21 protein-coding genes and 1 pseudogene are annotated in these 22,022 nt (G+C 72.0%); 12 read left to right on the top strand and 10 right to left on the bottom strand.

The genetic code is table 11. The annotated features are described in order from the left end of the window. Positions 1-23 precede the first annotated feature (23 nt). A complete protein-coding gene (locus ACFWPQ_RS11825) occupies positions 24-812 on the bottom strand; it encodes a hypothetical protein (protein ID WP_384032396.1) in 789 nt (262 codons plus the stop codon). A 396-nt stretch (positions 813-1,208) separates the two neighbouring features. On the opposite strand from ACFWPQ_RS11825, the gene ACFWPQ_RS11820 reads away from it, so the two are divergent. The 10 genes from ACFWPQ_RS11820 (at position 1,209) to ACFWPQ_RS11775 (ending at position 11,163) form a co-directional block, all read left to right on the top strand. Then, complete coding sequence (locus ACFWPQ_RS11820; protein ID WP_384032394.1) at positions 1,209-4,109, top strand: nitrate- and nitrite sensing domain-containing protein; 2,901 nt, start codon at positions 1,209-1,211, stop codon at positions 4,107-4,109. After that, positions 4,106-4,609 carry a roadblock/LC7 domain-containing protein gene (locus ACFWPQ_RS11815; protein WP_361290102.1) on the top strand — a complete coding sequence of 168 codons (504 nt, stop codon included), beginning with the start codon at positions 4,106-4,108 and terminating at the stop codon, positions 4,607-4,609. The genes ACFWPQ_RS11820 and ACFWPQ_RS11815 overlap by 4 nt, the downstream gene beginning before the upstream one ends. Beyond that, on the top strand, positions 4,606-5,028 hold the full coding sequence (locus ACFWPQ_RS11810; RefSeq protein ID WP_217561068.1) for a DUF742 domain-containing protein: 423 nt from the start codon (positions 4,606-4,608) through the stop codon (positions 5,026-5,028). The genes ACFWPQ_RS11815 and ACFWPQ_RS11810 overlap by 4 nt, the downstream gene beginning before the upstream one ends. Further along, positions 5,009-5,644, top strand: coding sequence for an ATP/GTP-binding protein (locus tag ACFWPQ_RS11805; protein ID WP_384032392.1), 636 nt, complete (start codon positions 5,009-5,011; stop codon positions 5,642-5,644). Before ACFWPQ_RS11810 ends, ACFWPQ_RS11805 begins: the two co-directional genes overlap by 20 nt. Before the next feature lie 42 nt (positions 5,645-5,686). Further along, positions 5,687-6,940: a styrene monooxygenase/indole monooxygenase family protein gene (locus tag ACFWPQ_RS11800; RefSeq protein WP_384032390.1), complete on the top strand. Its 1,254-nt coding sequence runs from the start codon at positions 5,687-5,689 to the stop codon at positions 6,938-6,940. A gap of 161 nt (positions 6,941-7,101) precedes the next feature. Continuing rightward, complete coding sequence (locus ACFWPQ_RS11795) at positions 7,102-7,530, top strand: DUF3592 domain-containing protein (protein WP_384032388.1); 429 nt, start codon at positions 7,102-7,104, stop codon at positions 7,528-7,530. A gap of 69 nt (positions 7,531-7,599) precedes the next feature. Next, positions 7,600-8,196, top strand: coding sequence for a ferredoxin (locus ACFWPQ_RS11790; protein ID WP_384032386.1), 597 nt, complete (start codon positions 7,600-7,602; stop codon positions 8,194-8,196). A 646-nt stretch (positions 8,197-8,842) separates the two neighbouring features. Next, positions 8,843-9,496: a TetR/AcrR family transcriptional regulator gene (locus tag ACFWPQ_RS11785; RefSeq protein WP_384032384.1), complete on the top strand. Its 654-nt coding sequence runs from the start codon at positions 8,843-8,845 to the stop codon at positions 9,494-9,496. Between the two features lie 10 nt (positions 9,497-9,506). Then, on the top strand, positions 9,507-9,881 hold the full coding sequence (locus ACFWPQ_RS11780) for a hypothetical protein (RefSeq protein WP_384032382.1): 375 nt from the start codon (positions 9,507-9,509) through the stop codon (positions 9,879-9,881). 139 nt (positions 9,882-10,020) lie between these two features. Continuing rightward, positions 10,021-11,163, top strand: coding sequence for an NlpC/P60 family protein (locus ACFWPQ_RS11775; RefSeq protein ID WP_384032380.1), 1,143 nt, complete (start codon positions 10,021-10,023; stop codon positions 11,161-11,163). 75 nt (positions 11,164-11,238) lie between these two features. Here the strand turns inward: ACFWPQ_RS11775 and ACFWPQ_RS11770 are convergent, their stop codons facing one another. The 7 genes from ACFWPQ_RS11770 to ACFWPQ_RS11740 all read right to left on the bottom strand — a co-directional run bounded on the left by ACFWPQ_RS11770 (position 11,239) and on the right by ACFWPQ_RS11740 (position 18,523). After that, positions 11,239-12,177: a diiron oxygenase gene (locus tag ACFWPQ_RS11770; RefSeq protein ID WP_384032378.1), complete on the bottom strand. Its 939-nt coding sequence runs from the start codon at positions 12,175-12,177 to the stop codon at positions 11,239-11,241. Between the two features lie 124 nt (positions 12,178-12,301). Further along, positions 12,302-13,792 (bottom strand): penicillin-binding transpeptidase domain-containing protein, encoded by a 1,491-nt coding sequence (locus ACFWPQ_RS11765; RefSeq protein WP_384032376.1) that lies wholly within the window; start codon positions 13,790-13,792, stop codon positions 12,302-12,304. Beyond that, the gene (locus ACFWPQ_RS11760; RefSeq protein ID WP_384032374.1) at positions 13,789-15,150 is read right to left on the bottom strand and encodes an FtsW/RodA/SpoVE family cell cycle protein; all 1,362 of its coding nucleotides are present in this window, start codon (positions 15,148-15,150) and stop codon (positions 13,789-13,791) included. The genes ACFWPQ_RS11765 and ACFWPQ_RS11760 overlap by 4 nt, the downstream gene beginning before the upstream one ends. Before the next feature lie 43 nt (positions 15,151-15,193). After that, positions 15,194-15,691 carry an SH3 domain-containing protein gene (locus ACFWPQ_RS11755; protein WP_384032372.1) on the bottom strand — a complete coding sequence of 166 codons (498 nt, stop codon included), beginning with the start codon at positions 15,689-15,691 and terminating at the stop codon, positions 15,194-15,196. Positions 15,692-15,922: 231 nt separating this feature from the next. Then, positions 15,923-17,158 (bottom strand): ATP-binding protein, encoded by a 1,236-nt coding sequence (locus ACFWPQ_RS11750; RefSeq protein WP_384032370.1) that lies wholly within the window; start codon positions 17,156-17,158, stop codon positions 15,923-15,925. Next, entirely contained in the window at positions 17,155-17,907 is a 753-nt protein-coding gene (locus ACFWPQ_RS11745; RefSeq protein WP_384032368.1) for a hypothetical protein, read from the bottom strand. The genes ACFWPQ_RS11750 and ACFWPQ_RS11745 overlap by 4 nt, the downstream gene beginning before the upstream one ends. Positions 17,908-18,016: 109 nt before the next feature. Further along, positions 18,017-18,523, bottom strand: coding sequence for a protein phosphatase (locus tag ACFWPQ_RS11740; protein WP_361290138.1), 507 nt, complete (start codon positions 18,521-18,523; stop codon positions 18,017-18,019). A gap of 101 nt (positions 18,524-18,624) precedes the next feature. Between ACFWPQ_RS11740 and ACFWPQ_RS11735 the strand changes: the two genes are divergently transcribed. Next, positions 18,625-19,428, top strand: coding sequence for a nuclease-related domain-containing protein (locus ACFWPQ_RS11735; RefSeq protein WP_384032366.1), 804 nt, complete (start codon positions 18,625-18,627; stop codon positions 19,426-19,428). A 66-nt stretch (positions 19,429-19,494) separates the two neighbouring features. On the opposite strand, the gene ligD is transcribed toward ACFWPQ_RS11735, so the two are convergent. Next, positions 19,495-20,376 carry a non-homologous end-joining DNA ligase gene (ligD, locus tag ACFWPQ_RS11730; RefSeq protein WP_384032365.1) on the bottom strand — a complete coding sequence of 294 codons (882 nt, stop codon included), beginning with the start codon at positions 20,374-20,376 and terminating at the stop codon, positions 19,495-19,497. Between ligD and ACFWPQ_RS11725 the strand changes: the two are divergent. Beyond that, positions 20,275-20,553: pseudogene (locus ACFWPQ_RS11725) on the top strand (Ku protein); the annotation flags it as partial. The gene ligD and the pseudogene ACFWPQ_RS11725 sit on opposite strands and share 102 nt — an antisense overlap. Positions 20,554-20,835: 282 nt before the next feature. Here ACFWPQ_RS11725 and ACFWPQ_RS11720 read toward each other — a convergent pair. After that, on the bottom strand, positions 20,836-22,020 hold the full coding sequence (locus ACFWPQ_RS11720; protein ID WP_384032363.1) for a serine hydrolase domain-containing protein: 1,185 nt from the start codon (positions 22,018-22,020) through the stop codon (positions 20,836-20,838). Between the last annotated feature and the right edge of the window lie 2 nt (positions 22,021-22,022).

The raw sequence follows: 22,022 nt of genomic DNA, 5'->3' as shown, positions 1-22,022 counted from the left end.
ACGGCTTGCCGTCGCCGGGAGCCTCACAGCTCGACGTACACCACCGTCGCGTCGTCGTGCGTCTTGCTCCGCCGCAGGAACACCCGCTCCTCCCGGTCGGCCTCCTCCAGCTCCCGCACCCGGTCGACCAGCGCCCGCGCCCCCTCCTTGCGGACGACGTCGAGGAGGGCCGTCCAGTCGCCCTCGCGGAACTTCTCCGTCCAGCGGGTCGCCCCGTCCGTGAGCGCGGCCAGCGCGCGGACCTCGGCGCGGGGCACGGTCCCGGTGACCGCGCGGGCGGCCACCGAGGGATCGGCGGCGGCCGTGAAGAAGCCGCCCTCCCGGTTGCGGACCGTGGCGTCGGCGATCGCGTCCGAGGCGAGCGAGGCGCGGGGCACGCGGTCGAGCCGGTCGTCCAGGACCGGGGTGACCGTGCCGCCGGGGGACCTCAGGAGCAGCGCGGAGTCGGACAGGACCAGGAACTCCACCGTCTCCTCGGACCAGCGGCTCAGCACGACCGTCGCCTGGGGCGTACGCGGGTGAGAAAGGTCACAGGTGTCACCGTGTGCGGCCGCTGTGCGGTCGATCGCCCGTTCGAGGATCTCCCGCAGCGTCAGATCTCCTCGCGAAACGGTCAGTTCGGTCAGCGCGCCGCCTAGCCGCGCGGTGAACCAGGGGACGGAATGCAGACACCCGGTGCCGTCCCGCGGCGGGGTGACCCCGTCCAGGACGATCAGGCAACCCCCCTGTCCCGAGGCGGGAAGCCCGACACCGGCGAAGTCCTCGTTGGGGCGGTCGGGGGCGCCGGGTTCCGAAACGACTTCAGTACGCATTCGGCCAGTCTGCACGACCCCTTCACGCGCTTCACCAAAGGCTGGCAACGACCCCGGAATTGATACGGTCCCGCAGGTCAGCCGCCTGTTTTGGGGTGGAATGACGCACTCCGGGAAGGTGCGGTGGCGAATCCTGCCAAAGCCTGCCGTCCGCGTCCAACCGGCCAGCCGGAAAAGGCACCCGCACGGTCCGCCGGAACTTGCCCGCCAACTCCCCTCCGATGTTCACTCCTTCGGGTGGCGGCTGGAGTGATGCGAGACCACTGCCCACCGGCGCTGGGAGGGTCGGGGACCGTACGAATCGGGTGCACGCACCACTTGGCACCGAAATGCCGGGGATTATGACGGGGTGCCACCCAACCCCTTGGGTACACGAGTTCAGGAATGCGAGCACCGGTGCAGAAGACGCGGCCTCGGCGCGCAGGCAAGAAGACGGCCTCCGAAACGGGCGCCGCGGCCCCCGTCGGCACCGGCCGCCCCAAGCACGTCCGTACCCGGCTGATCGTGGCCGTGGCCGTGGTCGCCGCCGCGATCGCGGGAGCCGGAGCACCCGCCCTGCTCACCGCCTCCGGGCAGCTGAGCGACTCCCAGGACCTGGTGACCCTGGCCGGCCGCACCCAGGACGCGCTGGCCCTCGCCAACTCGCTGGCCGACGAGCGCGACGAGGTCACCTCCTACATCGCGGCGGGCCGCCCCAAGTCCAAGGCGCCCGCGGAGGACCGCAGCGCCCGTGTCGACCGCCAGGTCGAGGACCTGCGCGCGGACACCGACGCCCCCGGCTGGCTGCGCACCGACCTCGACGGCATCGCCGCCGTCCGCCGCGCGGCGCTCACCGGCAAGAGCACGGCCCTCGAAACCCACGAGGCGTACACGCAGACCATCACCGAACTGCACCGGCTCGCCGAGGAACTGGCCGAGCAGATGCCCCCGAGGGCCGGCTCCGGCGCCTACGCGCTCGCCGAACTGGACTCCGCCGTCCAGCAGTCCGCGGCGGCCCGGGGCCTGCTGCTCGCCGCCCTGAACATCCCGAGCACCACCCAGACCACGATCGACCCGATCACCGGTCTGCCCACCACCAGCACCACCACCTCCGAGGCCGACAAGAAGCAGCGCGACGCGCTCGCCGCCGCCGCCCAGCAGGCCCGGCTGCGCGCCGACGCGGCCCTCGCCGACTTCCGCGACACCGCGCCCAAGACGGCGGTCGACTCGTACGACTCCACGGTCACCGGCAACGACGTCAACGACGCCGACAAGTACCTGGCCGCCCTCACCGACCAGCCGACCCTCTCGGACGACGACCTCGGCACCGGCACCAAGAAGCTGGACGCGGCGCTGACCGCCCGGGTCGAGCTGATGCGGGGCGTGGAGTCGGCCCTCTACGACCGCCGCACCAAGGACCTCGCGGTCCTCCGCGACGACGACGTCACCGCGCTGGAGATCCGGGTCGCGGTGCTCGGCGCCCTGATGCTGGTCGCGGTCGGCATCGCCACGGCCATGGCCCGCACCCTCACCCGCCCTCTCTCCGTGCTCCGCCGGGGCTCGGCCCGCCTCGCCGAGGCGGAGGACCCGCGCACCGCGGAACCGATCGCCTTCACCGGCCGCAACGACGAGTTCGCCCAGGTCGTCCGCTCCGTCAACGCCCTGCACGCGCACGCCGCCGAGCTCTACGACCGCATCGCCACCCTGGAGACCGACCGCAAGCACCTGGTCGGCCAGCGCCAGAAGATGGCCGACGCCCGCGAGGAACTGCGCGCCGAGGTCACCGACGCCGCCGGCCAGCTGGAGCGGCTGCGCACCAGCATCGGCTCCACCTTCGTCAACCTCGCGCTGCGCACCCTCGGCCTGGTCGAACGCCAGCTGGCGGTCATCGAGACCCTGGAGGAGCGCGAACAGGACCCCGACCGCCTGTCGACCCTCTTCAAGCTCGACCACTTCGCCACGGTCATGCGCCGCCACAGCGAGAACCTCCTGGTCCTCGCCGGCACCGAACACGTCCAGCAGCACGCGGGCCCGATCCCGCTGGTGGACGTCGTCCGGGCGGCGGTCAGCGAGATCGAGCGCTACGAGCGGGTCCGGATCGCGTCCCTCCCCCCGCACGCGCACGTGGCCGGCTTCGCCGCCGACGACCTCTCCCACCTCCTCGCCGAACTCATGGAGAACGCCACCGCGTCCTCCCCGCCCGACGTCCCCGTCGAGATCTCCGGCTGGCTGCTGGAGAGCGGCGAGGTCATGCTCTCCGTCCAGGACGAGGGCATCGGCATGACCGCCGACCGCATGGTCCGCCTCAACGGCCGACTCGCCGAGTTCGACCCTGAGTCGCCCTACGACCAGGAGGGCGAGGACGGTCTCGGCCTCGGCCTCTACGTGGTGGCCCGGCTGGCCCACCGGCACGGCGTCCGCGTCCAGCTGCGCGAGCAGAAGCAGGGCGGGGTGGCCGCGGTCGTGGTCCTGCCCCAACCGCTGCTGGCCCAGGCCCCGCCGGCGGTCCCCTCGGCCACGACGACCCCGGCCGGCGCCCACGCCTTCTCCCTCCCCGGCGCGGACGCGGAGGTCAACTCCAACGTTCTGTACGGCCGCTCCACGTCCGGCGACCCTCTGGTGACGCTGGCGGAGAAGGCGGTACGGGAGGCGGACGAGCAGCCCGCCCACGAACAGGCGGCCCTGCCGAAGCCGGCGGCACCCGAGCCGACGGCCCGCCCGAAGGCGCCCGCGGAGACGTTCGCCGAGACGACGATGGAGCTCCTGGTCCCGCTGGAGCCGGAGACGGGTGCGGGGGCGGGGGCGGGGGCGGGAGCGGCCGGGGAGCGAGCGCACCCTGCCGACGCCGAGACGAGGACGCGACCGCAGCCCGCAGCCGCCGACGGTGAACTTGCCCCGCTGGGGCCACCCGCACTTGACAACGAAAGCCGCACGGGTGGTGCGGGTGGGAACGACCTCGGCGAAGCCGAGGAGCACACCCGCCCGCGGCTCGCGCCCGCCGACGGCGAGTACGCCCCGCAGGGGGACGCCGAGGCGGACGACGACGAGGTCACCAGCAAGGGCCTCCCCAAGCGCACTCCCAGGATCACCGCTCCCGCCCCACCGCCCCGCCAGCGCAGCACCGGCGTCGACGCGGACGCCCTCCGCCGCAGGCTCGGCGGCTTCCGCCGGGGCGCCGACGCCGGCCGGCGTGACGTGGAGGCGGAGATCGCCGAGCAGACGGGGCAGAACAAGGTGCCGAGCACCGCACGAGCCGTACCCGCAACAGCCGTATCCGAAGAAGCCACGGGGGGCACTGTCGAGGAGGCAAGCAGTTGACCGCGCCCAGTACCTTCGGACTGAGCAGTGAGGCTCGTAACCTGCACTGGCTGCTGAGCAACCTCATCGAGGAGGTGCCCGGTATCCAGTCGGTCGCCGTGGTCTCCTCGGACGGGCTGCTCCTGCTCTCCTCGGACCCCGGCCGCAACGAGGAGGCCCGCGAGGCCAGGAACGAGAAGCGGAAGGGCCCGCGCGGCTCCTCCGCCGACCTCGCCACCATCGTCTCCGGCATCGGCAGCCTCACCGTCGGCACCGCCAAGCTGATGGAGTTCGGTCCGGTCAAGCACACGATGGTCGCGATGGACGAGGGCAGCCTCTTCGTCATGTCGATCAGCGACGGCTCGCTGCTGGGTGTGCACGGCAGCGCGGAGTGCGACATGAGCGTGGTGGCATATCACATGGCACTGTTCGTCGGCCGCGCCGGCCACGTCCTCACCCCCGAACTCCGCACCGAGCTACGCCAGTCACTGGAGGCCGACGCGCCGAGGAGCGGCCGATGAGCAACGCGCCGAAGAACCGCAGGCAGAACCTCCCCGTACGCGGCGGCGACCGCAAACCCGCCCGCGTCCGCCCCTACTCGCTCACCGGCGGCCGTACCCGCTTCGGCCACGTCCTCCTCGTGGAGACGTTCGTGGCCGCCCTTGAGGCCCCGGAGGAGCGCAAGGAACTGACGAATGGTTCCCTCAACACCCGGGTGATGCCGGAGATGCGGGCCATCGTCGAACTGTGCCGCCGTATGCGCACGGTGGCCGAGATCGCCGCGCTGCTGAAGATGCCGCTCGGTGTGGTCCGGGTCCTGCTCAGTGACCTCGCGGACCAGGGAAAGATCCGTGTGTACGGCACCGGGACGGGGCACGGCGCCGGCCGCCCGGACCGCGCTCTGCTGGAAAGGGTGCTGAGTGGACTACGCCGTCTCTGACGTCACCGGCGTCAACCCGCTCCTCGACGGGGAGGAGCACGAGCGGTCCTGGCAGACGGACCGCAGCCGGGCCCCGATCGCCACGAAGATCGTCGTGGCCGGCGGCTTCGGTGTCGGCAAGACCACGCTGGTCACGGCCGTCTCGGAGATCACGCCCCTGCAGACCGAGGCGCTGATGACCGAGGCGAGCGAGGAGACCGACGACCTCACCGCCACGCCCGGCAAGACGACCACCACCGTGGCCATGGACTTCGGCCGCATCACGCTCGACGACGACCTGGTGCTCTACCTGTTCGGCACGCCGGGCCAGCAGCGGTTCTGGTTCATGTGGGACGACCTGGTGCGCGGCGCGATCGGCGCCGTCGTCCTCGCGGACACCCGGCGCCTGAAGGACTGCTTCCCGGCGCTGGACTACTTCGAGAGCTGCGGACTGCCGTACGTCGTCGCGGTCAACCACTTCGACGGCAGCGAGCGCTTCGAACCCGAGGACGTGCGCGAGGCATTGACGATCCCTCCGCACATACCTGTAATGATCATGGACGCCCGCCGTCGGATCTCGGCCATCGAGACACTGCTGTCACTGGTCGCCCACGCGCTGGACGAAACCCCCGAGTAGCACCCCGGGTAGATCTTCTGAACCCTTAGGAGCCACCACCGCATGCGGAAGATACTCGTCGTGGGGGCCGGCCAGGCCGGTCTCCAGCTCGCCCTCGGCCTCCAGTCGCACGGCTACGAGGTCACCCTGATGTCGAACCGGACCGCGGACGAGATCCGCTCCGGGCGGGTCATGTCGACGCAGTGCATGTTCCACACGGCACTGCAGCACGAGCGCGATCTCCAGCTGAACTTCTGGGAGTCCCAGGCCCCGAAGATCGAAGGACTCGGCGTCTCGGTCGCCGCCCCCGGCTCCTGGGCCGAGGGTCCCGCGGCCCGTGCCATCGACTGGGTGGGCAAGCTCGACGGGTACGCGCAGTCGGTCGACCAGCGGGTGAAGATGGCCGGCTGGATGGAGACCTTCGCCCAGCGCGGCGGCCAGCTGGTCATCCACGGCGCGGCCGTCGGCGACCTGGACTACTTCGCCCGCACGTACGACCTGGTGCTGGTCTCGGCCGGCAAGGGCGAACTGGTCCAGATGTTCGGCCGCGACGCCTCCCGCTCCCCCTACACGGAGCCGCAGCGCGCCCTGGCCGTCTCCTACGTCCACGGCCTCGGCCCCCGCCCCGAGCACCCGGACTACTACGCGGTCCGCTGCAACCTGGTCCCCGGCGTGGGCGAACTCTTCGTCATGCCGACCCTCACCACCTCCGGCCCCGCCGACATCCTCTTCTGGGAGGGCATACCCGGCGGCCCGCTGGACGTCTTCAACGGCGTCAAGGACCCCTCGGAGCACCTCTCCCTGACCCTGGAACTCATGGAGCGGTACACGCCCTGGGAGCACGCGCGGGCCACCAAGGTCGAACTGACCGACGCCGGCGGCACCCTCGCCGGCCGCTACGCCCCCACCGTCCGCAACCCCATCGGCCGCCTCCCCGGCGGCGGCCTGGTCCTCGGCGTCGCGGACGTCGTCGTCGCCAACGACCCGATCACGGGCCAGGGTTCCAACTCGGCCGCCAAGTGCGCCGCCTCCTACCTCGCCTCCATCCTCGAGAACGGCGAGAAGGAGTTCGACGAGACCTGGATGCAGGAGACGTTCGACCGCTACTGGAACACGGCCCAGCACGTCACCAAGTGGACGAACGCCATGCTGGCGCCCCCGCCGGAGCACATCCTCAACCTGATCGGCGCCGCGGGCCAGCTCCCCCCGGTCGCCGACCGCTTCGCCAACGGCTTCAACGACCCCTCCGACTACGAGAACTTCTTCTACGAGCCGGAGAAGACGGAGGCCTATCTGGCCTCGGTGGCCGGGGCCTGACACTTCTCCGACCCGCGGTCGAGCTGTCGTTGACGGTCGTCATCGGTCGTCGTCGGCCACCCTCGGACGGCCCGGAGACGGTCCGAGGGTGGTCCGGCACGCCCAGTTCCCTTGAAACGTGAACGATGACGACCCGGCCATGTGAGACCTAGGGTTCTCGCATGGGGGAGTTCATGGTGGAGGCCCTGCTCAGCGCGGTGTTCGTCGGTGCCACCGTTGCAATGGGGCGTGATGCTCGGCGAGTTCACCGAGTTCGCCGCCGTGGGATCCGGACGACCGGCACTGTCGTCGACATCCGGGAAACGACGGACGGGGACGGGGACGCACAGCTGTACCCTCGGGTCCGCTACGCGCTCCCGGACGGCCGGAAGGCCACGGGTGAGGGCGGAGCACACGCGGTGCGCAGCCCACTGTCCGAGGGCGACGGAGTCGAGCTCCTGTACCGGCCGGAGGATCCCGAGCGGATCATCCTGATCGCCTACGACAGGCACATGAACATCTGGGTCTACGGTGGGATCTCCCTGTTCTTGGGGGCCATGGCACTGCTCTGGGCACTCTCGGCGATCGTCTCCCTGCTGCGATCCGCCTGAGCCATGTCCTCATGTCCACCGGTGGGGAAGACGACCTCGTCCGGGTGCTCTCGATCGAGGGGGTTTTTCGTGCGTGGTTACTGGGATCCGCTGCCCACGGCACGGCAACTCGTCGTCGCTGCGGCATCGACGAGGGAAGTCTTCTCGGGCGTCTGGGCGGAACGGAACTGGCGCAACGTCCCAGGCCCGTTCTACGGTGCGGCCACCGACTCCATGGCCACCGGCCGGCTGGATGCACCGCACCATATTGCCTACGACGACGACTACGGGGACGGCTTCGGAACGGAGTTCGTCTACCGCCAGCCCGTGAGTGAAAGGGAGACCGAGGCAGTGGTCTCGGCTGCCCGCCTGGAGCTGTACAGCGGTTACGGCTGGGACGGCGACGACCACTGGACCCCCGACACCGTCCGCGCGTGGTGGCGCGACCGAGGCCGCGTCCGCGAGTGGGCGCTGGCCATCGCGGCCGACTGGGGCGCCGGCACCCACCCGGGCTGGGGCAGCAACGGGTCCGCCCAGTTCCAGGAGCACTATCACGACGCCGCCCAAGGCCACCTGGACTTCGTCGCCTACATCGACGACGGACTGCAGGCGTATCTGCGCGGCTACACCTTCTGGCTGGACCAACGCCGCGCACCCCGCCGCGGTGAGGCCCTGCCGGCCCTCTGACACCGTGTGCCGCCTGCCTTGCCTCCCTCCGAACCGTCCCTGCGCGGCATCCCCCGGCCACGGACGTGACCTGAGGCGTCCCCGCCTTGGGCGCCGCCCGTCGGTGGAAACCGCCGACGCTCCTGCCGGAACGGTGACCATGGCCGGCCCGGGAGCGGGCAGCCGTAGCAAGCCCGTGTTCGCGTTGCCCAAGGGCGGAAAGACCAGGGACGTACCGCTTCCCGGCCCCGTGGCCGACGCGCTCAGGGCTCAGGACCCGGACGGCGATCTCGGCGGTGTACGCCAGGCCGGCATCCTCTCGGACGGCCCACAGACGGCCCACAGACGGCCCACGGCCCCGTGTGCAGCCGGTCGGTTCGGCGGAAGCCGCTGGTATAAGCCTTGCGAGGCCTTCCGCTTGCCTCTCCGAACCGGGGAGGGCAGAGGCGTACCTCCCCTCGGTGGCAGGCGCCGCCTGATCCGGCCGGATCTCGGCCGCGGGTGCGTGGTGGTTGCTCGCGCAGTTCCCCGCGCCCCTTCGGGGGCGCGCTGCCGTAGCGCCCCGTCAGGGGCGCGGGGGACTGCGCGACCAGCCACGACGGTGCCGCACCCGACCACCGGCCGGTGCCCGTCGCGGCGCCCCCGGCCCAGCGCATACGCTGATCGCATGACCCCGCAGGCCGCCACCCCCGCCTACCGCAGGCTGTCCGTCGAGGAGCGGCGCAGTCAGCTGCTCGACGCGGCCCTCTCCCTCTTCGCGCACCGCGTGCCCGAGGACGTGTCGCTCGACGACGTGGCGGAGGCGGCCGGGGTCTCCCGCCCCCTGGTGTACCGCTACTTCCCCGGCGGCAAGCAGCAGCTCTACGAGGCCGCCCTCAGGTCGGCCGCCGAGGAGCTCGAGCACTGCTTCGACGAGCCCCGTGAGGGCCCCCTCCTGCCCCGTCTCGCCCGCGCCCTCGACCGCTACCTCGCCTTCGTCGACCAGCACGACGCCGGCTTCAGCGCCCTGCTCCAGGGCGGCAGCGTGGTCGAGACCTCGCGGACGACGGCGATCGTGGACGGCGTACGGCGGGCCGCCGCGCAGCACATTCTCAGCCACCTGGACGTCGCCGCCCCGGGCCCCCGGCTGCGGATGACCGTCCGGATGTGGATCACCGCCGTCGAGGCGGCCTCCCTCATCTGGCTCGACGAGGACAAGCAGCCGCCCGTCGACGAGCTGCGGGACTGGCTGGTCGACCAGTTCGCCGCCGTACTCAGCGTGACCGCGCGCCGCGACCCGCAGACCGCCGCCCTCGTCGACGCCCTCGCGGCGGATGTCTGAAACTGGTGCCGTGAAGAGTCAGGACACCCCCTTCGAGGGCGGCCCCATGGACGGGCGGGTGCTGCCCGTGCTGCTCGGCATGACCGGCCACCCACCGAAGACGTACCGCATCCCGGTCCCGGACCCGGCCGGCGGGCCGCCCACGGTCCTGGTCTACCGCCGCGTGCCCCGCGGGCAGAGCGTGGGGGTCCCCCCGCGCGAGCGAAGCCGAGCGTGGGGGAGTCTGGGCCTGTCCCAGGGCTGGAAGTACGAGTACGACCCGACGGGCAGGGGCGGCGGGGCGGGCGGCGGCAGGCCGAAGTGGCCGTGGTCGAAGCCGGACCCGGATCCGGCCCCCGCACCGGACGCGACGCCACCCGGCGGGCCGGACGACGCCCACGGGTGACACCGACCGGTGACACCGTCGGGGGATATGACTGGGCCGAATCGCCGCACTCGCCGCGCGGGCCACGCATACACGTCTGATAATCACGTGATCATCGCGATGTGGAACGGAGAGACCGTCCCGCATCGGAGGTGATGACGTGCCAGGAAGGTTTCTGCGTCTGGCCTGTACGGCCGCGGTGGCGGCGGCCCAGGCGGTCCTCACGCCCCTGCCCGCACTCGCCGCACCCGACCCGGGGCGGCCGGTCGCCGAGCTGCTGACGGACCTTCAACAGGCGTACCGGCAGGCCGAGCAGGCCACCGAGACCTACAACGCGGCCGAGGAGCGGCTGAACCGGCAGCGCACCGAGGTGAACCGGCTGAACGGCGAGCTGGCCGAGGCCCGGCTCTCCCTGCACAGCAGCAAGGACGAGGCGGGCCGGCTGGCCCGGCAGCAGTACCAGAGCTCCACCGGGCTCTCCCCGTACCTCCGCCTGCTCCTCGCCCGCGACCCGCAGCACGCGCTCGACGAGGGCCATGTCATCGGCGAACTGGCACGCCGGCGGGCGAAGACGGTGGGCCGGCTGGCCGACGACGAGCGCAGACGGGCCGACCTGGCCCGCCGGGCCCGCAGGGCACTCGACACCCGACTCGCCCTCGCCGAGGGGCAGAGGAAGCAGCGTGACGAGGTACGGGCCCGCCTCTCCGACGTGGAGCGCATGCTCGCTTCCCTCACCCCCGACCAGCTCACCGCCCTGGCGGACCTGGAGCGGACCGAGACGGCGGACGCCCAGCGGAACCTCACCGCGTCCGGCACCCTGAGCACCACCACGCCACCCCCCTCCCCGGAAGGCGACCGTGCCGTGCGCTACGCGGTGCAGCAGCTGGGCAAGCCGTACCGGTGGGGCGCGGCGGGCCCGGCGTCGTACGACTGCTCGGGTCTGACCTCACAGGCCTGGGACCACGCCGGCACGTCCATCCCGAGGACCAGCCAGGAACAGTGGGCCGACCTGCCCCACGTCCCCCTGAACCGCCTCCGCCCCGGCGACCTGGTCGTCTACTTCCCCGAGGCCACCCACGTAGCCCTCTACCTGGGCGACGGCAAGGTGGTCCAGGCCCCCCGCCCCGGCGCCAAGATCAAGGTCTCCCCGATCGCGGCGAACCCGATCCTGGGCGCGGTACGTCCAGATCCGAAGGCCGGGTCGTTGCCCCGCTACACGCCCCCGAAGCTCCCGGAAGCGGCGACGGACGGCCCGGACGAGGCATTCGGAACTTCACAGCCGACAGCCCCGACGCCCACCTGAGGGGCGCGGGGCTGTATCCGATGTGCGGCTCCGCCGCGCGGGCGCGATCAACCCCCACGCACCCGTACCCGACCCTCAAGCCAGCAGCCCCGAGCTCCTCCACAACCGCCGACCGGCCCCCCGAAGAACCCCGATGTCATCCAGAAAGTCGGTCAGCCGCTTCGCGCCCGTCTGCATGACCTCCCGCCGATGCCCGCTCGCCCGCACCTGTGCGACCGCCTCCCGCCGGTCCAGCCCCACGTTCGTGTACACCTCCGGATTGACGAAGGCGACCGAGAACACCCGCGCGAACTCACCGGAGGTGACCCGCGTGAACTCCTGCGACCACCGGGGCGCCGTCACCATCTGCCGCCGCAGCTCCTCGCGGGCGTACCGCACGTGCCGGGCCTCCTCGACCACGTGGATCCGGGTGACCCCGCGGACCAGGGGCTGGACCCGCTCGTCGGGGAAGGTCAGCCGCTGCATCCAGTCGAGGACCTCCTCGCCCAGCAGCGTGGCCGTGAACGACCCGGGCGTGGTCGAGATCGTCTTGAAGAGGCGGCCCAGGTTCTGGTGGGCCCGGCTCACCGGGTACCAGGGCGCGTCACCGCGCGCTATCAGCCGCGCGAACATCTTGGAGTGCCGGCACTCGTCCTCGATCTCGGTCAGCGCGTAGCGCACATGCGCACTCGTCGCCGACTTGTCGTAGATGTGCCGGACCAGCAGCTGCATCAGGATCAGCTCGAACCAGATGCCCAGCGAGGCCAGCGCGGCGGCCTCGTGCTGGGAGAGCAGGATCCGCTGTTCCTCGGACATCCGCTGCCACATCGGCGTGCCGTACAGCGACACCAGCTCCGGCGGCCAGAACCACTTGCCCTCCTCGAAGGGCGCGTCCCAGTCCAGCTCCTTGTCCGGGTCGAAGGAGTGCTTCGCGGAGGAGACGAGCAGCCGTTCGGCCACCTGCTCGCGGTCCTTGAGCAGGCCGAGCGCGTCCCGCAGTCCGTCGACCGCGTCGGCTTCCGTCAGGGTCGTCATGGCTCCCTCACCTCGTCACCCGGGGGTATGTCGTCGTCCGCTCTTATGAGACCGCTTGTCAGCAAGCCGGTCAATCCCTCGCGCGCGACTTGTTGACTCCGTGTCTACCCCGGTACGGGACCGCTCAGAAGCCGAGCACCGCCCGCATCACCGCCCGGGCGATCGGCGCCGCGTCCCCGCCGCCGCTGATGTCCCCGCGGTCGGCCGCCGCGTCCTCGACCACCACCGCCACCGCCACCTTCGGCTCCAGGTCGCCGTCCGCCTGCGCCCAGGACACGAACCAGGCGTACGGCACCCCGGAGTTGCCGAGGCCGTGCTGCGCCGTGCCGGTCTTGCCGCCGACCGTGGCGCCGCGGATCGCCGCGTTGGTGCCGGTGCCCTCCCGGACCACGTCGACCATGAGTTCCTTCATCCGCACGGCCGTCGCGGGACTCATCACCTGCCGCACCTGCCCCGCACCGCCGGTGGCGACCGTCTCGCCGGTCCGCCGCACGGTCCGCTCCACCAGATACGGCGGATGCGCGAGCCCCCCGTCCGCCACCGCCGCCGCGACCATCGCCATCTGCAGCGGCGTGGCCCGCGTGTTGTACTGCCCGATCGACGACAGGGCCAGCTGCGCCTTGTCCACGCTCGTGTCGAAGGTGCTCGTCGCGGCGGTGAAAGGGATGCGCACCCGGGTGTCGTTGAAGCCGAACGCCTCGGCCGTCGCCCTCATGTCCGCCGCCCCCACGTCCACGCCCAGCTTCGCGAAGACCGTGTTGCAGGACCACTCGAAGGCCGCCCGCAGCGAGGCGTCCGCGCAGCCGTCGCCCTCGTTGGTCAGCCGGGTCGTGGTGCCCGGCAGCCGGTAGGGGTCGGGGGAGCGGGTCGGCGCGTCCAGGTCGGTGACCACGCCCGCGTCGAGGGCGGCGGCCGCGGTGACCACCTTGAAGGTCGAGCCCGGCGGATACGTCTGCCGTACCGCCCGGTTGAGCATCGGCTTCTCCGGGTCCCCGTTCAGCCGCGCCCAGGCCGAGGTCACCGCCGCGCCGTTGCCGGACAGCTGGGAGGGGTCGTACGAGGGGGTGGAGACCAGGGCGAGGATCCGGCCGGTCGCCGGTTCGATCGCGGCCACCGCGCCCTTGCGCGAGCCGAGCCCCCGGTAGGCGGCCTCCTGGGCGTACCGGTCCAGGGTCGTGACGACGTTCCCGCCCGGGTTCACCGCCCGGCCCGTGTCGTTCCACAGCGGGATCGACGCCAGCATCGGGTCGGTCCCGGAGAGCACCCCGTCCTCGGCGTGCTCCAGGAACGTCGTGCCGTACAGCTGCGAGGCGAAGCCGGTGACCGGGGCGTACAACGGGCCCTGCGGATAGGTGCGTTCGTAGCGCAGCTGCTCCCGGCTGTCCCGGGAGCCGGTGACCGGCACGCCGCCGACCAGGATGTCGCCGCGGGGGAGGCCGTAACGGGCGATCGAGTTACGGCGGTTGGCGGGGTTGTCGTCGTACTCCCGCGCCAGGACGACCTGGATGCGGGCGGCGTTGACGAGGAGGGCGAACAGCAGCAGGGCGCAGAGGGCGCGGGCCCGCCGGACGTACCTGGCCGTGCCGGCCCGCCGGCGGCCGTACTCGGTGTTCATGGGGCGACCTGTCCGTCGTAGTGGCGGCGGGCCGAGTCGCTCACCCGGATCAGCAGGGCCACGATCGCCCAGTTGGTGACGACCGAGGAGCCGCCCTGGGCGAGGAACGGCATCGCCATGCCGGTCAGCGGGATCAGTCCGGTCACCCCGCCCGCGATCACGAACACCTGGAGCGCGACGATCGAGGCGAGCCCGACCGCGAGGAGCCGGCCGAAGGGGTCGCGCAGGGCGAGGCCGGCCCGGTAGCCGCGCTCCACGAGCAGGCCGTAGAGGAGGAAGATCGCGGAGAGCCCGGCGAGGCCGAGTTCCTCGCCCGCGGTGGCCAGGATGAAGTCCGACTTGGCGGCGAAGCCGATGAGGATGGAGTGGCCGAGCCCCAGTCCGGTGCCGAGGACTCCGCCGGCCGCGAACGCGAAGAGGGACTGGGCGAGTTGGTTCGGCCCCTGGCCCGCGTCGATCGAGGCGAACGGATGCAGCCAGTCCTCGATCCGGCCGTGCACGTGCGGTTCCAGACGGCCGACGGCGACCGCGCCGAACACGGCGAGCAGCAGGCCGACGGCGATCCAGCCGGTGCGCCCGGTGGCGACGTACAGCATCACGACGAAGAGGCCGAAGAAGAGGAGCGAGGTGCCGAGGTCGCGTTCGAGGATCAGGACGCCGACGCTCACCAGCCAGATGGTGAGGATCGGGCCGAGCACCCGGCCCGTCGGGAACTGCATGAACCACAGCCGGCGGCCCGCGTACGCGAGCGCGTTGCGGTTGGCGGCGAGGTACGCGGCGAAGAACACCGCGAGCAGTACCTTCGCGAACTCGCTGGGCTGGATGGAGAATCCGGCGAACCGGATCCAGATCCGGGCCCCGTTGACGGCCGGGAAGAGGATCGGCAGGAGCAGCAGGACGAGTGCGGCGGCGACGCAGACGTACGCGTAGCGCTGGAGCACGCGGTGGTCGCGGAGCATCAGCACGACCATGATGAAGAGGCCGACTCCCAGCGTGGACCAGACGAGTTGGGCGGGGGCCGCCCGGTCGCCCGGGGTCTGCAGGTCCAGCCGGTAGATCAGGACCAGGCCGAGTCCGTTGAGGAGCACGCCGATCGGGAGCGGCAGCGGGTCGGCGTACGGGGCGCGCAGGCGTACGGCGAGGTGGGCGACGAGCGCGAGCACCCCGAGGCCGGCGCCGTAACCGGCGGCGCCGGGCGGGACGGTGCCGGTCTTTGCCAGGCCGACCGCGCAGTAGCCGTACACGGAGAGCAGGACGGCCAGCACGATCAGGGCGAGTTCGATGCCACGGCGCCGGGGGAGGCGTACGGCGGAGGTGGGGGTCGCGGTCGCCGCCAGGGTGGTTCCGGCCTTGGTCATGTCCGGAACTTACCCAAATAGTGTGAGTTGCGGGTCCTGCGGGTCAGCACCAGCGTGGCGTGCGCCCGAGGGTGTCGATGTCGCGGGCGGGGCCCCAGGCCCAGGTGCCGTCGGTGAGCAGGTACCAGACGCGGTCGCCGTCGACGGGATCGCCGAGGGCCCGGCAGTAGATGGAGACCTCCTCGCCGTTCGCGACGAACCGGATCCGCCGGCTGCCCCGCTCCGGCTGGTCGCGCAGCCAGACGCCGTCCCGCGCGGTGACGACGCCCCGGTAGCGGGCGGGGTCGTTGCCACCGGGGTCGTAGGGGAGGCCGGGGGTGTCGGGGCCGCCGGGGCCGAGGAAGTCGTCGACGGTGCCACCGGTGTTGCCGACGCCGTAGAGGTGGTCGGGGTCATTGAGGCCGTAGGGGTCATTGGGGTCGCCGTATTGGCCGGTCCCCGGGTCGGCACTGCCCCAGCCGTCGTCGGCGAGGGCGGGCGCGGCGCCGCAGAGGGTGACGAGGGCGGTGGCGACGGCTATGAGGGTGCGGCGGGGGTGCATGGTGCCTCCGGCGGGCGATCGGTGCGAACTGGTTATCCGCCACGCTAGGAGGGCTGTGACGGGGCCGCCCTTTGCAGTGAGCCGAAAGTGATCCGCGGGCCGGTGGAGGCTTGTCGCGCAGTTCCCCGCGCCCCTGAGGGGGCGCACCGCAGTGCCCCTTCTTTCAGGGGCGTGGGGAACTGCGCGAGCAACCCCCGCGCACCCGCGCCGTGTCCACCACCGGCACCACCCCTACGGCAGGGTCAACGTCGCCACCGCCCCACCGTCGATCGCGTTCGCGAAACACAACCGCGCCCCCAGCACCTCCGCCTGCCCCACCGCGATCGTCAGCCCCAGCCCGTGCCCCTTGGCCCCGCCCTCCGTCCGGAACCGCTGCGGGCCGTGTGCCACCAGGTACTCGGGATAGCCGTCCCCGTGGTCCCGCACGGTGACCTCCTTGCCCTCCACCGTCAGCACCACCGGCCCCCGCCCGTGCCGGTGCGCGTTGGCGACCAGGTTCCCCAGCACCCGTTCCAGCCGCCGCCGGTCCGTCTCCACCCACACGTCCCGTACGACCTTCACCTCGGTCTCCGTCCCGGACACCCGCACCACCCGCTCGGCCAGCGTGCCCAGCGCCTCCGCGTCGGTCTCCAGCCGCTCCCGGCCCGCGTCGAGGCGGGAGATCTCCAGCAGGTCCTCGGTGAGCGTGCGCAACGCGGCCACCCGGTCCCGCACCAGCTCCGTCGGCCGCCCCGGAGGCAGCAGTTCCGCCGCCGCGTGTAGCCCCGTCAGCGGCGTCCGCAGCTCGTGCGCCACGTCGGCCGTGAACCGCTGCTCGCTCAGCAGCTTGCTCTGCAGCGACGCGGCCATCCCGTCCAGTGCGGCGGCGACCGCGGCCACCTCGTCCTGCGGGCGGGTCGGATCCTCGGTACGGGGGTCGTGCACGCGGGCGTCCAGGTCCCCGGCGCTGATCCGCCGGGCCACCTGGGCGGTGCCGTGCAGCCGCCGGGTCACCCGGGTCACCGCGAACGAGCCGACCAGCAGCGTCGCCCCGATGGCGAGCGCCGACGACCAGAGGATGGAGCGGTCCAGGCCGGCGATGGTGCCGGCCTGCTGGGAGTAGTCGACACCCACCGCGAGCGACCGGTCGCGGTCGGCCGGGCCCGCCGCCCACATCACGGGGTGACCGTCGTCCTGGTCCCTGGCGACCATCGTGCCGCGCTCCCCGGTCAGCGCCAGCGCCCGCAGCCGCGGCGGCAGCCCCCGCGGGTCGACATGGGCGCCCCGCGGCAGCGCGTCCCCCGCCTCGTAGGCGGTCGTCGCCTCCGCGAGCCGGGACAGCGCCTGGTCACGGGCCTGCGCGACGGTCTGGTCGGTGACCGACACATGCACCAGGACGCCGAGCAGCGCGGCCAGCGCACAGCACATCACCGTGATGAACGCCGCCGACTTCGCCGCGAGCGTCCCGGCCCAGTGCGGGAGCCTCATCGCGCCCCCGCCCCCGCCCCCGCCGATGCCGACGCCGGGGCCGAGGCCGACGGCACCGGCGTGCGGGTGTGCCGTCCCTTGCCGGTACGCAGGAACTCGTCCCGGGAGAACACCATCGCCTTCCGCTCCGGATCCCACGCCCAGGTCGTCCGGTACTCGTAGCCGCTGATCCCGGCCGGGGACCGTACGATCACCGTCCGCCCGGCCAGCTCGACTCCGATGATCGCGTCGTTGTCGTCGAGGACCTGTACCAGCCGGTGCTTCTCAAGGGTGTACACGCGCAGCGCGGTCTGGTTCGTCGGGTACAGCCGGAAGCCGAGCGTGAGCTCGTCCCGCCCGTCCCCGGTGAGGTCCCGGTAGTACGGCTTCAGCAGCGGACACCGGGCCCCGCCGCCGCCCGCCGTGCACTGCTTCATCCGGTCCGCGGTCTCGTGGTACGCCCCGTCGGCGCCGTAGTCCGCCGGGTCCGAGGCGATCTCCGCCCCTACGACGGCCACCGGATCCACCCGGCGGATGTCGTCGCCGGGAACCGTGATCCCCTTGACGGTCTCCGTGCTGCCCTCGTCGTAGGGCCAGGCCGGGCTGGACGCCGGCCGCAGGTCGGGCCAGAGCTTCGCGGGGCTGATGGCGGTCGGGGTCGCCCCGGCCGCGCGCAGCCCGCCGGAGTCGCCGCAGCCGGCCGCGGTCACCGTCAGCAGGCCGACGGCGGCCGCGGTCACGGCGGCACGGACGGGACGACGGGCTGGCACGCTGCTCCTGGCTCGGCGGGGTCGGTGGGCGGGGCGGCCCCGGACACCTTAATTCGTGGATTCGTAGGGAAGTCCTTTTTGCGCCCCGGGGGCCGGTGCAGGGGAGAGGCTACTCGGCGAGGTCCTCCAGGAGCCGGGCGGTGGACAGCCCGGCCCGCAGGTAGGCCACGAACAGCTCGTTGTGCAGCGCCCAGGGCGAGCGCCGGGCCCGCACCAGCCGGATCGCCTCCTCGGCCGTACGCCCCTGGTGGACCAGCGCCTGCGCGACCACGAGCCCGGACCGGTTGTACCCGCTGTAGCAGCGCACCAGCACCGACCGCCCGGTGTCCAGGGCCTCGCTGGCCGCCAGCGCGAGCCGCATCACGCCGGCCAGCTGGGTGCCGTCCAGCGGCCCGTCCGGTATCGGCCACACATGGTGTTCGACCCCGGCGGGCGGACCGTGCCCGGGCAGCCGCAGCAGACTCTGCACCAGGTCGAACTCGTCCCGCACCACGGCGGACTCCAGCCGCCCCGAACGCCCCCGGAACTCGTGGCCGCCCATCCACAGCCCGGGCAGCACCTCGCTCCATGGACTGTCCGGAGCCGGTACGTCGTACTGCTCACCACGGATCCGCACCCGGCGCCTCCCCGCTGCGCGCGCCAACCCCTGTCAAAGGTAGCGGGGTTCTTGCCCCTGGAGCACCCCGCCTGTTCCCATGGTCGAGGGGTGATGACGCAATGAGCGGACTGCGCGTCGTGCCGACCTGGCGGCACGGCCAGGAGCGACTGTACGTATGCCTCACGGACGGAAGGAACATCGCCTGGTACGACCGTGAGGCGGGCCGGGTCAACCTGCTCAGCGACGAGCGGCGGGACGACGTGCTGGAGACCCTGCGCCCGTTCCTGACCGGCCCGGTCACGGTCGGCCCGCCCCCCGTGCCCACCCCGGCCGAACTGGCGCGGCTGACCCTGCACCCCGACGACGACCTGGCGCCCAACCGCCCCGGCGAGGCGCTGCTGGTCGCCCTCGACCGGGACCCCGGTCCGGCCCACCGCCTCCGCCCCGACCCCCGCCGCCGCGCCCTGACCGCGGAACAGACCGTCGGCGACGCGCTGGACCACCTCGACGGAGCCGGCTGGCACGCCCTGCACTCCGTGCCGCTGCCCGGCGGCGACCGCCTGCACCATCTGCTGATCGGGCCGGGCGGCCTGTTCTGCGTGCACTCCCTCTACGCCCGCAAGCTGAAGGTCCTGGTCGCCGACCCGATGATCACGCTGGGCCGGCGCGAGCCCCAGCCTCTCCTGCGCCGCCTGCGGGCGGACGCCGACCGGGCCTCGTACGCCCTCACGGCGGAGGTCCGTCCGGTGCTGGCCCTGACCGAGCCGGCGGACGTCAGGACGACGGCCGCGCCGCGCGAGATCCGCATCCTCCGCGACCGGGACCTGGACGGCCTGTCCCGCCTGGGCGGCGTCCTCAAGCCGGCGGACGTGGAGGCCCTGCACGCCATGGCGCGGGACCGCAACACGTGGGGGAGGGTGTAGCACCCTACTGGTACCTACCTGCACCTAGTGGTACCTACCTGTACCTACTGGTACCTACTGGTGCCTTCATGGCAGCGCCGCCGCGCGTCCCGTGTCCAGCAGCGGGGCCAGCAGGTCCCCGTGATCCTGGACGCGCGGCATGATGTCCCCCGCCCGGAACACCAGCTGCGCCGCCGCCCGGCACTCCTCGACCTCCTGCCACGTCACCGGCGCCGACACCGTCGGCTCCCGCCGTGCCCGCAGTGTGTACGGCGTGGCCGTCGTCTTCCGCCCCGCGTTCTGGCTCCAGTCCACGAACACCTTCCCCGGCCGCATACTCCGCGTCATCCGGTGCACCACCAGCCGCGGCATCGCCCGCTCCGCCGCCACGGCCAGCTCCTTCGCGTACTCGCTCACCCGCTCGCTGGATGCCCCCCGCACCGCCGCCAGCAGATGCAGCCCCTTCGAACCGGCCGTCTTGGCGTACGCCTCGATTCCGTCCGCCGCCAGCCGCTCCCGCAGCCACAGCGCGACCTCGCAGCACTGCACCACCGTCGCCGGGGCACCGGGGTCCAGGTCGAGGACGATCCGGTCGGCCTCGTCCGGTGTCCCCGCCAGCCACTGGTGCGTGTGGAACTCGGTGACCAGGTTCGCCGCCCACATCAGGCTCGCGAGGTCCTGCACCAGCACCATCCGGGCCGTCCCCTCCGAGCGGCGCACCTCGGCGGTCGTGACCCACTCGGGCGTACCCGGCGGCACGTTCTTGGTGAAGAACACCTGGCCGTCAGGACCGTCCGGGTACCGGAGGAACGAGACCGGCCGGTCCCGCAGATGCGGGAGCAGGACCCCGGACGTCGTCGCGTAGTAGTGCAGCAGCTCGCCCTTGGTGAACCCGGTCGCCGGATACAGCACCTTCTCCAGGTTGCTGAGCGCGACCCTGCGCCCGTCCACCTCTGTGATCGGCGTCATACGATGACAATCTCATACAAATCCTGGTATTCGGATGGAGGGAAACCGCACGTGCGATCCATCTGGAACGGCGCGATCTCCTTCGGGCTCGTCAGCATCCCGATCAAGCTGGTGAACGCCACGGAGAGCCACTCGATCTCCTTCCGCCAGGTCCACACCGAGAACAACGGTTCTCTGGGGGTGTGAGGTGTTCTGGCGGTGGGGAGTGTGGTGTCAGTGCAGGTGGGGGCTGTTGCTCTGGGTGGAGCTACCTGCAACATCTGTGGTGCGTGCCGGTCGCTGATGCGCTCAGGGGGCCGTCTACGCGACGACGCTGCGTGGCATCCGCCGCTACGACGGCCCGCATTGGCACCGAGGCGAGCCCAAAAGGGCCCGTGGGCGGGTGAACGCAATGCTGATCCACTGCACCAGCGTGCGCCGCACCGAGCTCACTGACCACCGGCCGACGTGACGACGCTTTCACTCACGGGGTGCTGGGCCCTCGGCGCACAGTGCGTGGTCGATCAGGGCGCTGGCCGCGTTCTCCTGGTCCAGGATGTGCTCCAGCGTGTCTCCGCGTGCCTCGGACATGGAGACCACGGCGCTTCGCCTGCCGTCGTCGGTGACGCCGTTGAGGGTGATGTAGCCGCCGTCCCCGCCCTCGTGGCTCCAGTAGGTTCCTCCGCAGCTCAGGGGACGCTCGACCAGGCCGAGCCCGTATCGCCCGCCGGGCCACAGCTGTTGGACCTCCGCGCTCACCGGGACGGTCTGCTTCATCTCGGCCAGCTGTCGCGTCGGTAGCAGGCGGCCCGCGAGCAGCGCGCGGAGGAAGAGGTTCTCGTCCCGCGTGGTCGTCGCGAACGAAAGGTTCTCGGAGTCCACCGGTATCTGGTCGGTGACGTCCACCCGGGAACCGGGGCCGAAGAGCTGGTAGGCCCGGGCGTGTGGCCGGGGCAGGGTGGACGAGGTTCCCATCCACCGGGTCTGGTGGAGTCCGAGCGGGCGCAGGATGCGGTCTTCGATCTCCTGGTGAGCGGCTTGACCGGTCGCCTTCTGGATGATCATGCTGAGCAGGACGTAGCCGGTGTTGGAGTACTCCCAGCCATCGCCGGGTGGGAAGTCCGGCGCGTGGGCCATGGCGCGGGCAACCAGCTGCTCCGGGCCGTAGACGTTGCGGCGCTGCTGGTAGTACTCCTCCGGCGTGGTGTATCCGGGCAGGTCGTCATGGATGCCGCTGGTGTGCTGCAGCAGTTGGCGGATGGTGATCCGGTTGCCGTCGTTGCCGTTGCCCTGCACCACTCCCGGCAGCCAGTGGTCGACTGTGTCGTCCAGAGACAGCCTGTCCGCGGCCTCCAGCTGCAGGACCACGGTGGCGACCAGCGTCTTGGACGTACTGGCCATGCGGAAGTAGCCGTCGGAAGGCACCGGGCGGCCGGTGTTCAGGTCGGCGGTTCCACTGGTGGCGACCGCCGACCGACCGTCAGGCCCGATCCCTCTGGCCTGCACACCGCTGATACCAAGGGCATGGATCGCCTCGGTGTCCTGGCGCAACTGCTCCACAGAAGAGGGACCGGCGGGCTGGGCGACGGCGGTGCCCACCTCGGCGGCGAGCAGCGTAGCGACACCGAGTGCCACGGCGAGGTGCTTTCGCAGAGTCGAAGACATGG

This window comes from Streptomyces sp. NPDC058464, from assembly GCF_042721035.1.
In the GTDB taxonomy this organism is placed as follows: Bacteria; Actinomycetota; Actinomycetes; order Streptomycetales; family Streptomycetaceae; genus Streptomyces.
The sequence above is the reverse complement of the archived record's forward strand: the minus strand, read 5'-3'. Positions and strand labels throughout refer to the sequence as shown.

Coding starts and splice junctions, on each gene's coding strand:
- ACFWPQ_RS11760 (WP_384032374.1), bottom strand. CDS start 15,150: ATGACCAAGGCCGGAACCACCCTGGCGGCGACCGCGACCCCCACCTCC.
- ligD (WP_384032365.1), bottom strand. CDS start 20,376: ATGACGCCGATCACAGAGGTGGACGGGCGCAGGGTCGCGCTCAGCAAC.
- ACFWPQ_RS11750 (WP_384032370.1), bottom strand. CDS start 17,158: ATGAGGCTCCCGCACTGGGCCGGGACGCTCGCGGCGAAGTCGGCGGCG.
- ACFWPQ_RS11755 (WP_384032372.1), bottom strand. CDS start 15,691: ATGCACCCCCGCCGCACCCTCATAGCCGTCGCCACCGCCCTCGTCACC.
- ACFWPQ_RS11770 (WP_384032378.1), bottom strand. CDS start 12,177: ATGACGACCCTGACGGAAGCCGACGCGGTCGACGGACTGCGGGACGCG.
- ACFWPQ_RS11720 (WP_384032363.1), bottom strand. CDS start 22,020: ATGTCTTCGACTCTGCGAAAGCACCTCGCCGTGGCACTCGGTGTCGCT.
- ACFWPQ_RS11810 (WP_217561068.1), top strand. CDS start 4,606: ATGAGCAACGCGCCGAAGAACCGCAGGCAGAACCTCCCCGTACGCGGC.
- ACFWPQ_RS11735 (WP_384032366.1), top strand. CDS start 18,625: ATGAGCGGACTGCGCGTCGTGCCGACCTGGCGGCACGGCCAGGAGCGA.
- ACFWPQ_RS11785 (WP_384032384.1), top strand. CDS start 8,843: ATGACCCCGCAGGCCGCCACCCCCGCCTACCGCAGGCTGTCCGTCGAG.
- ACFWPQ_RS11825 (WP_384032396.1), bottom strand. CDS start 812: ATGCGTACTGAAGTCGTTTCGGAACCCGGCGCCCCCGACCGCCCCAAC.
- ACFWPQ_RS11765 (WP_384032376.1), bottom strand. CDS start 13,792: ATGAACACCGAGTACGGCCGCCGGCGGGCCGGCACGGCCAGGTACGTC.
- ACFWPQ_RS11795 (WP_384032388.1), top strand. CDS start 7,102: ATGGGGGAGTTCATGGTGGAGGCCCTGCTCAGCGCGGTGTTCGTCGGT.
- ACFWPQ_RS11800 (WP_384032390.1), top strand. CDS start 5,687: ATGCGGAAGATACTCGTCGTGGGGGCCGGCCAGGCCGGTCTCCAGCTC.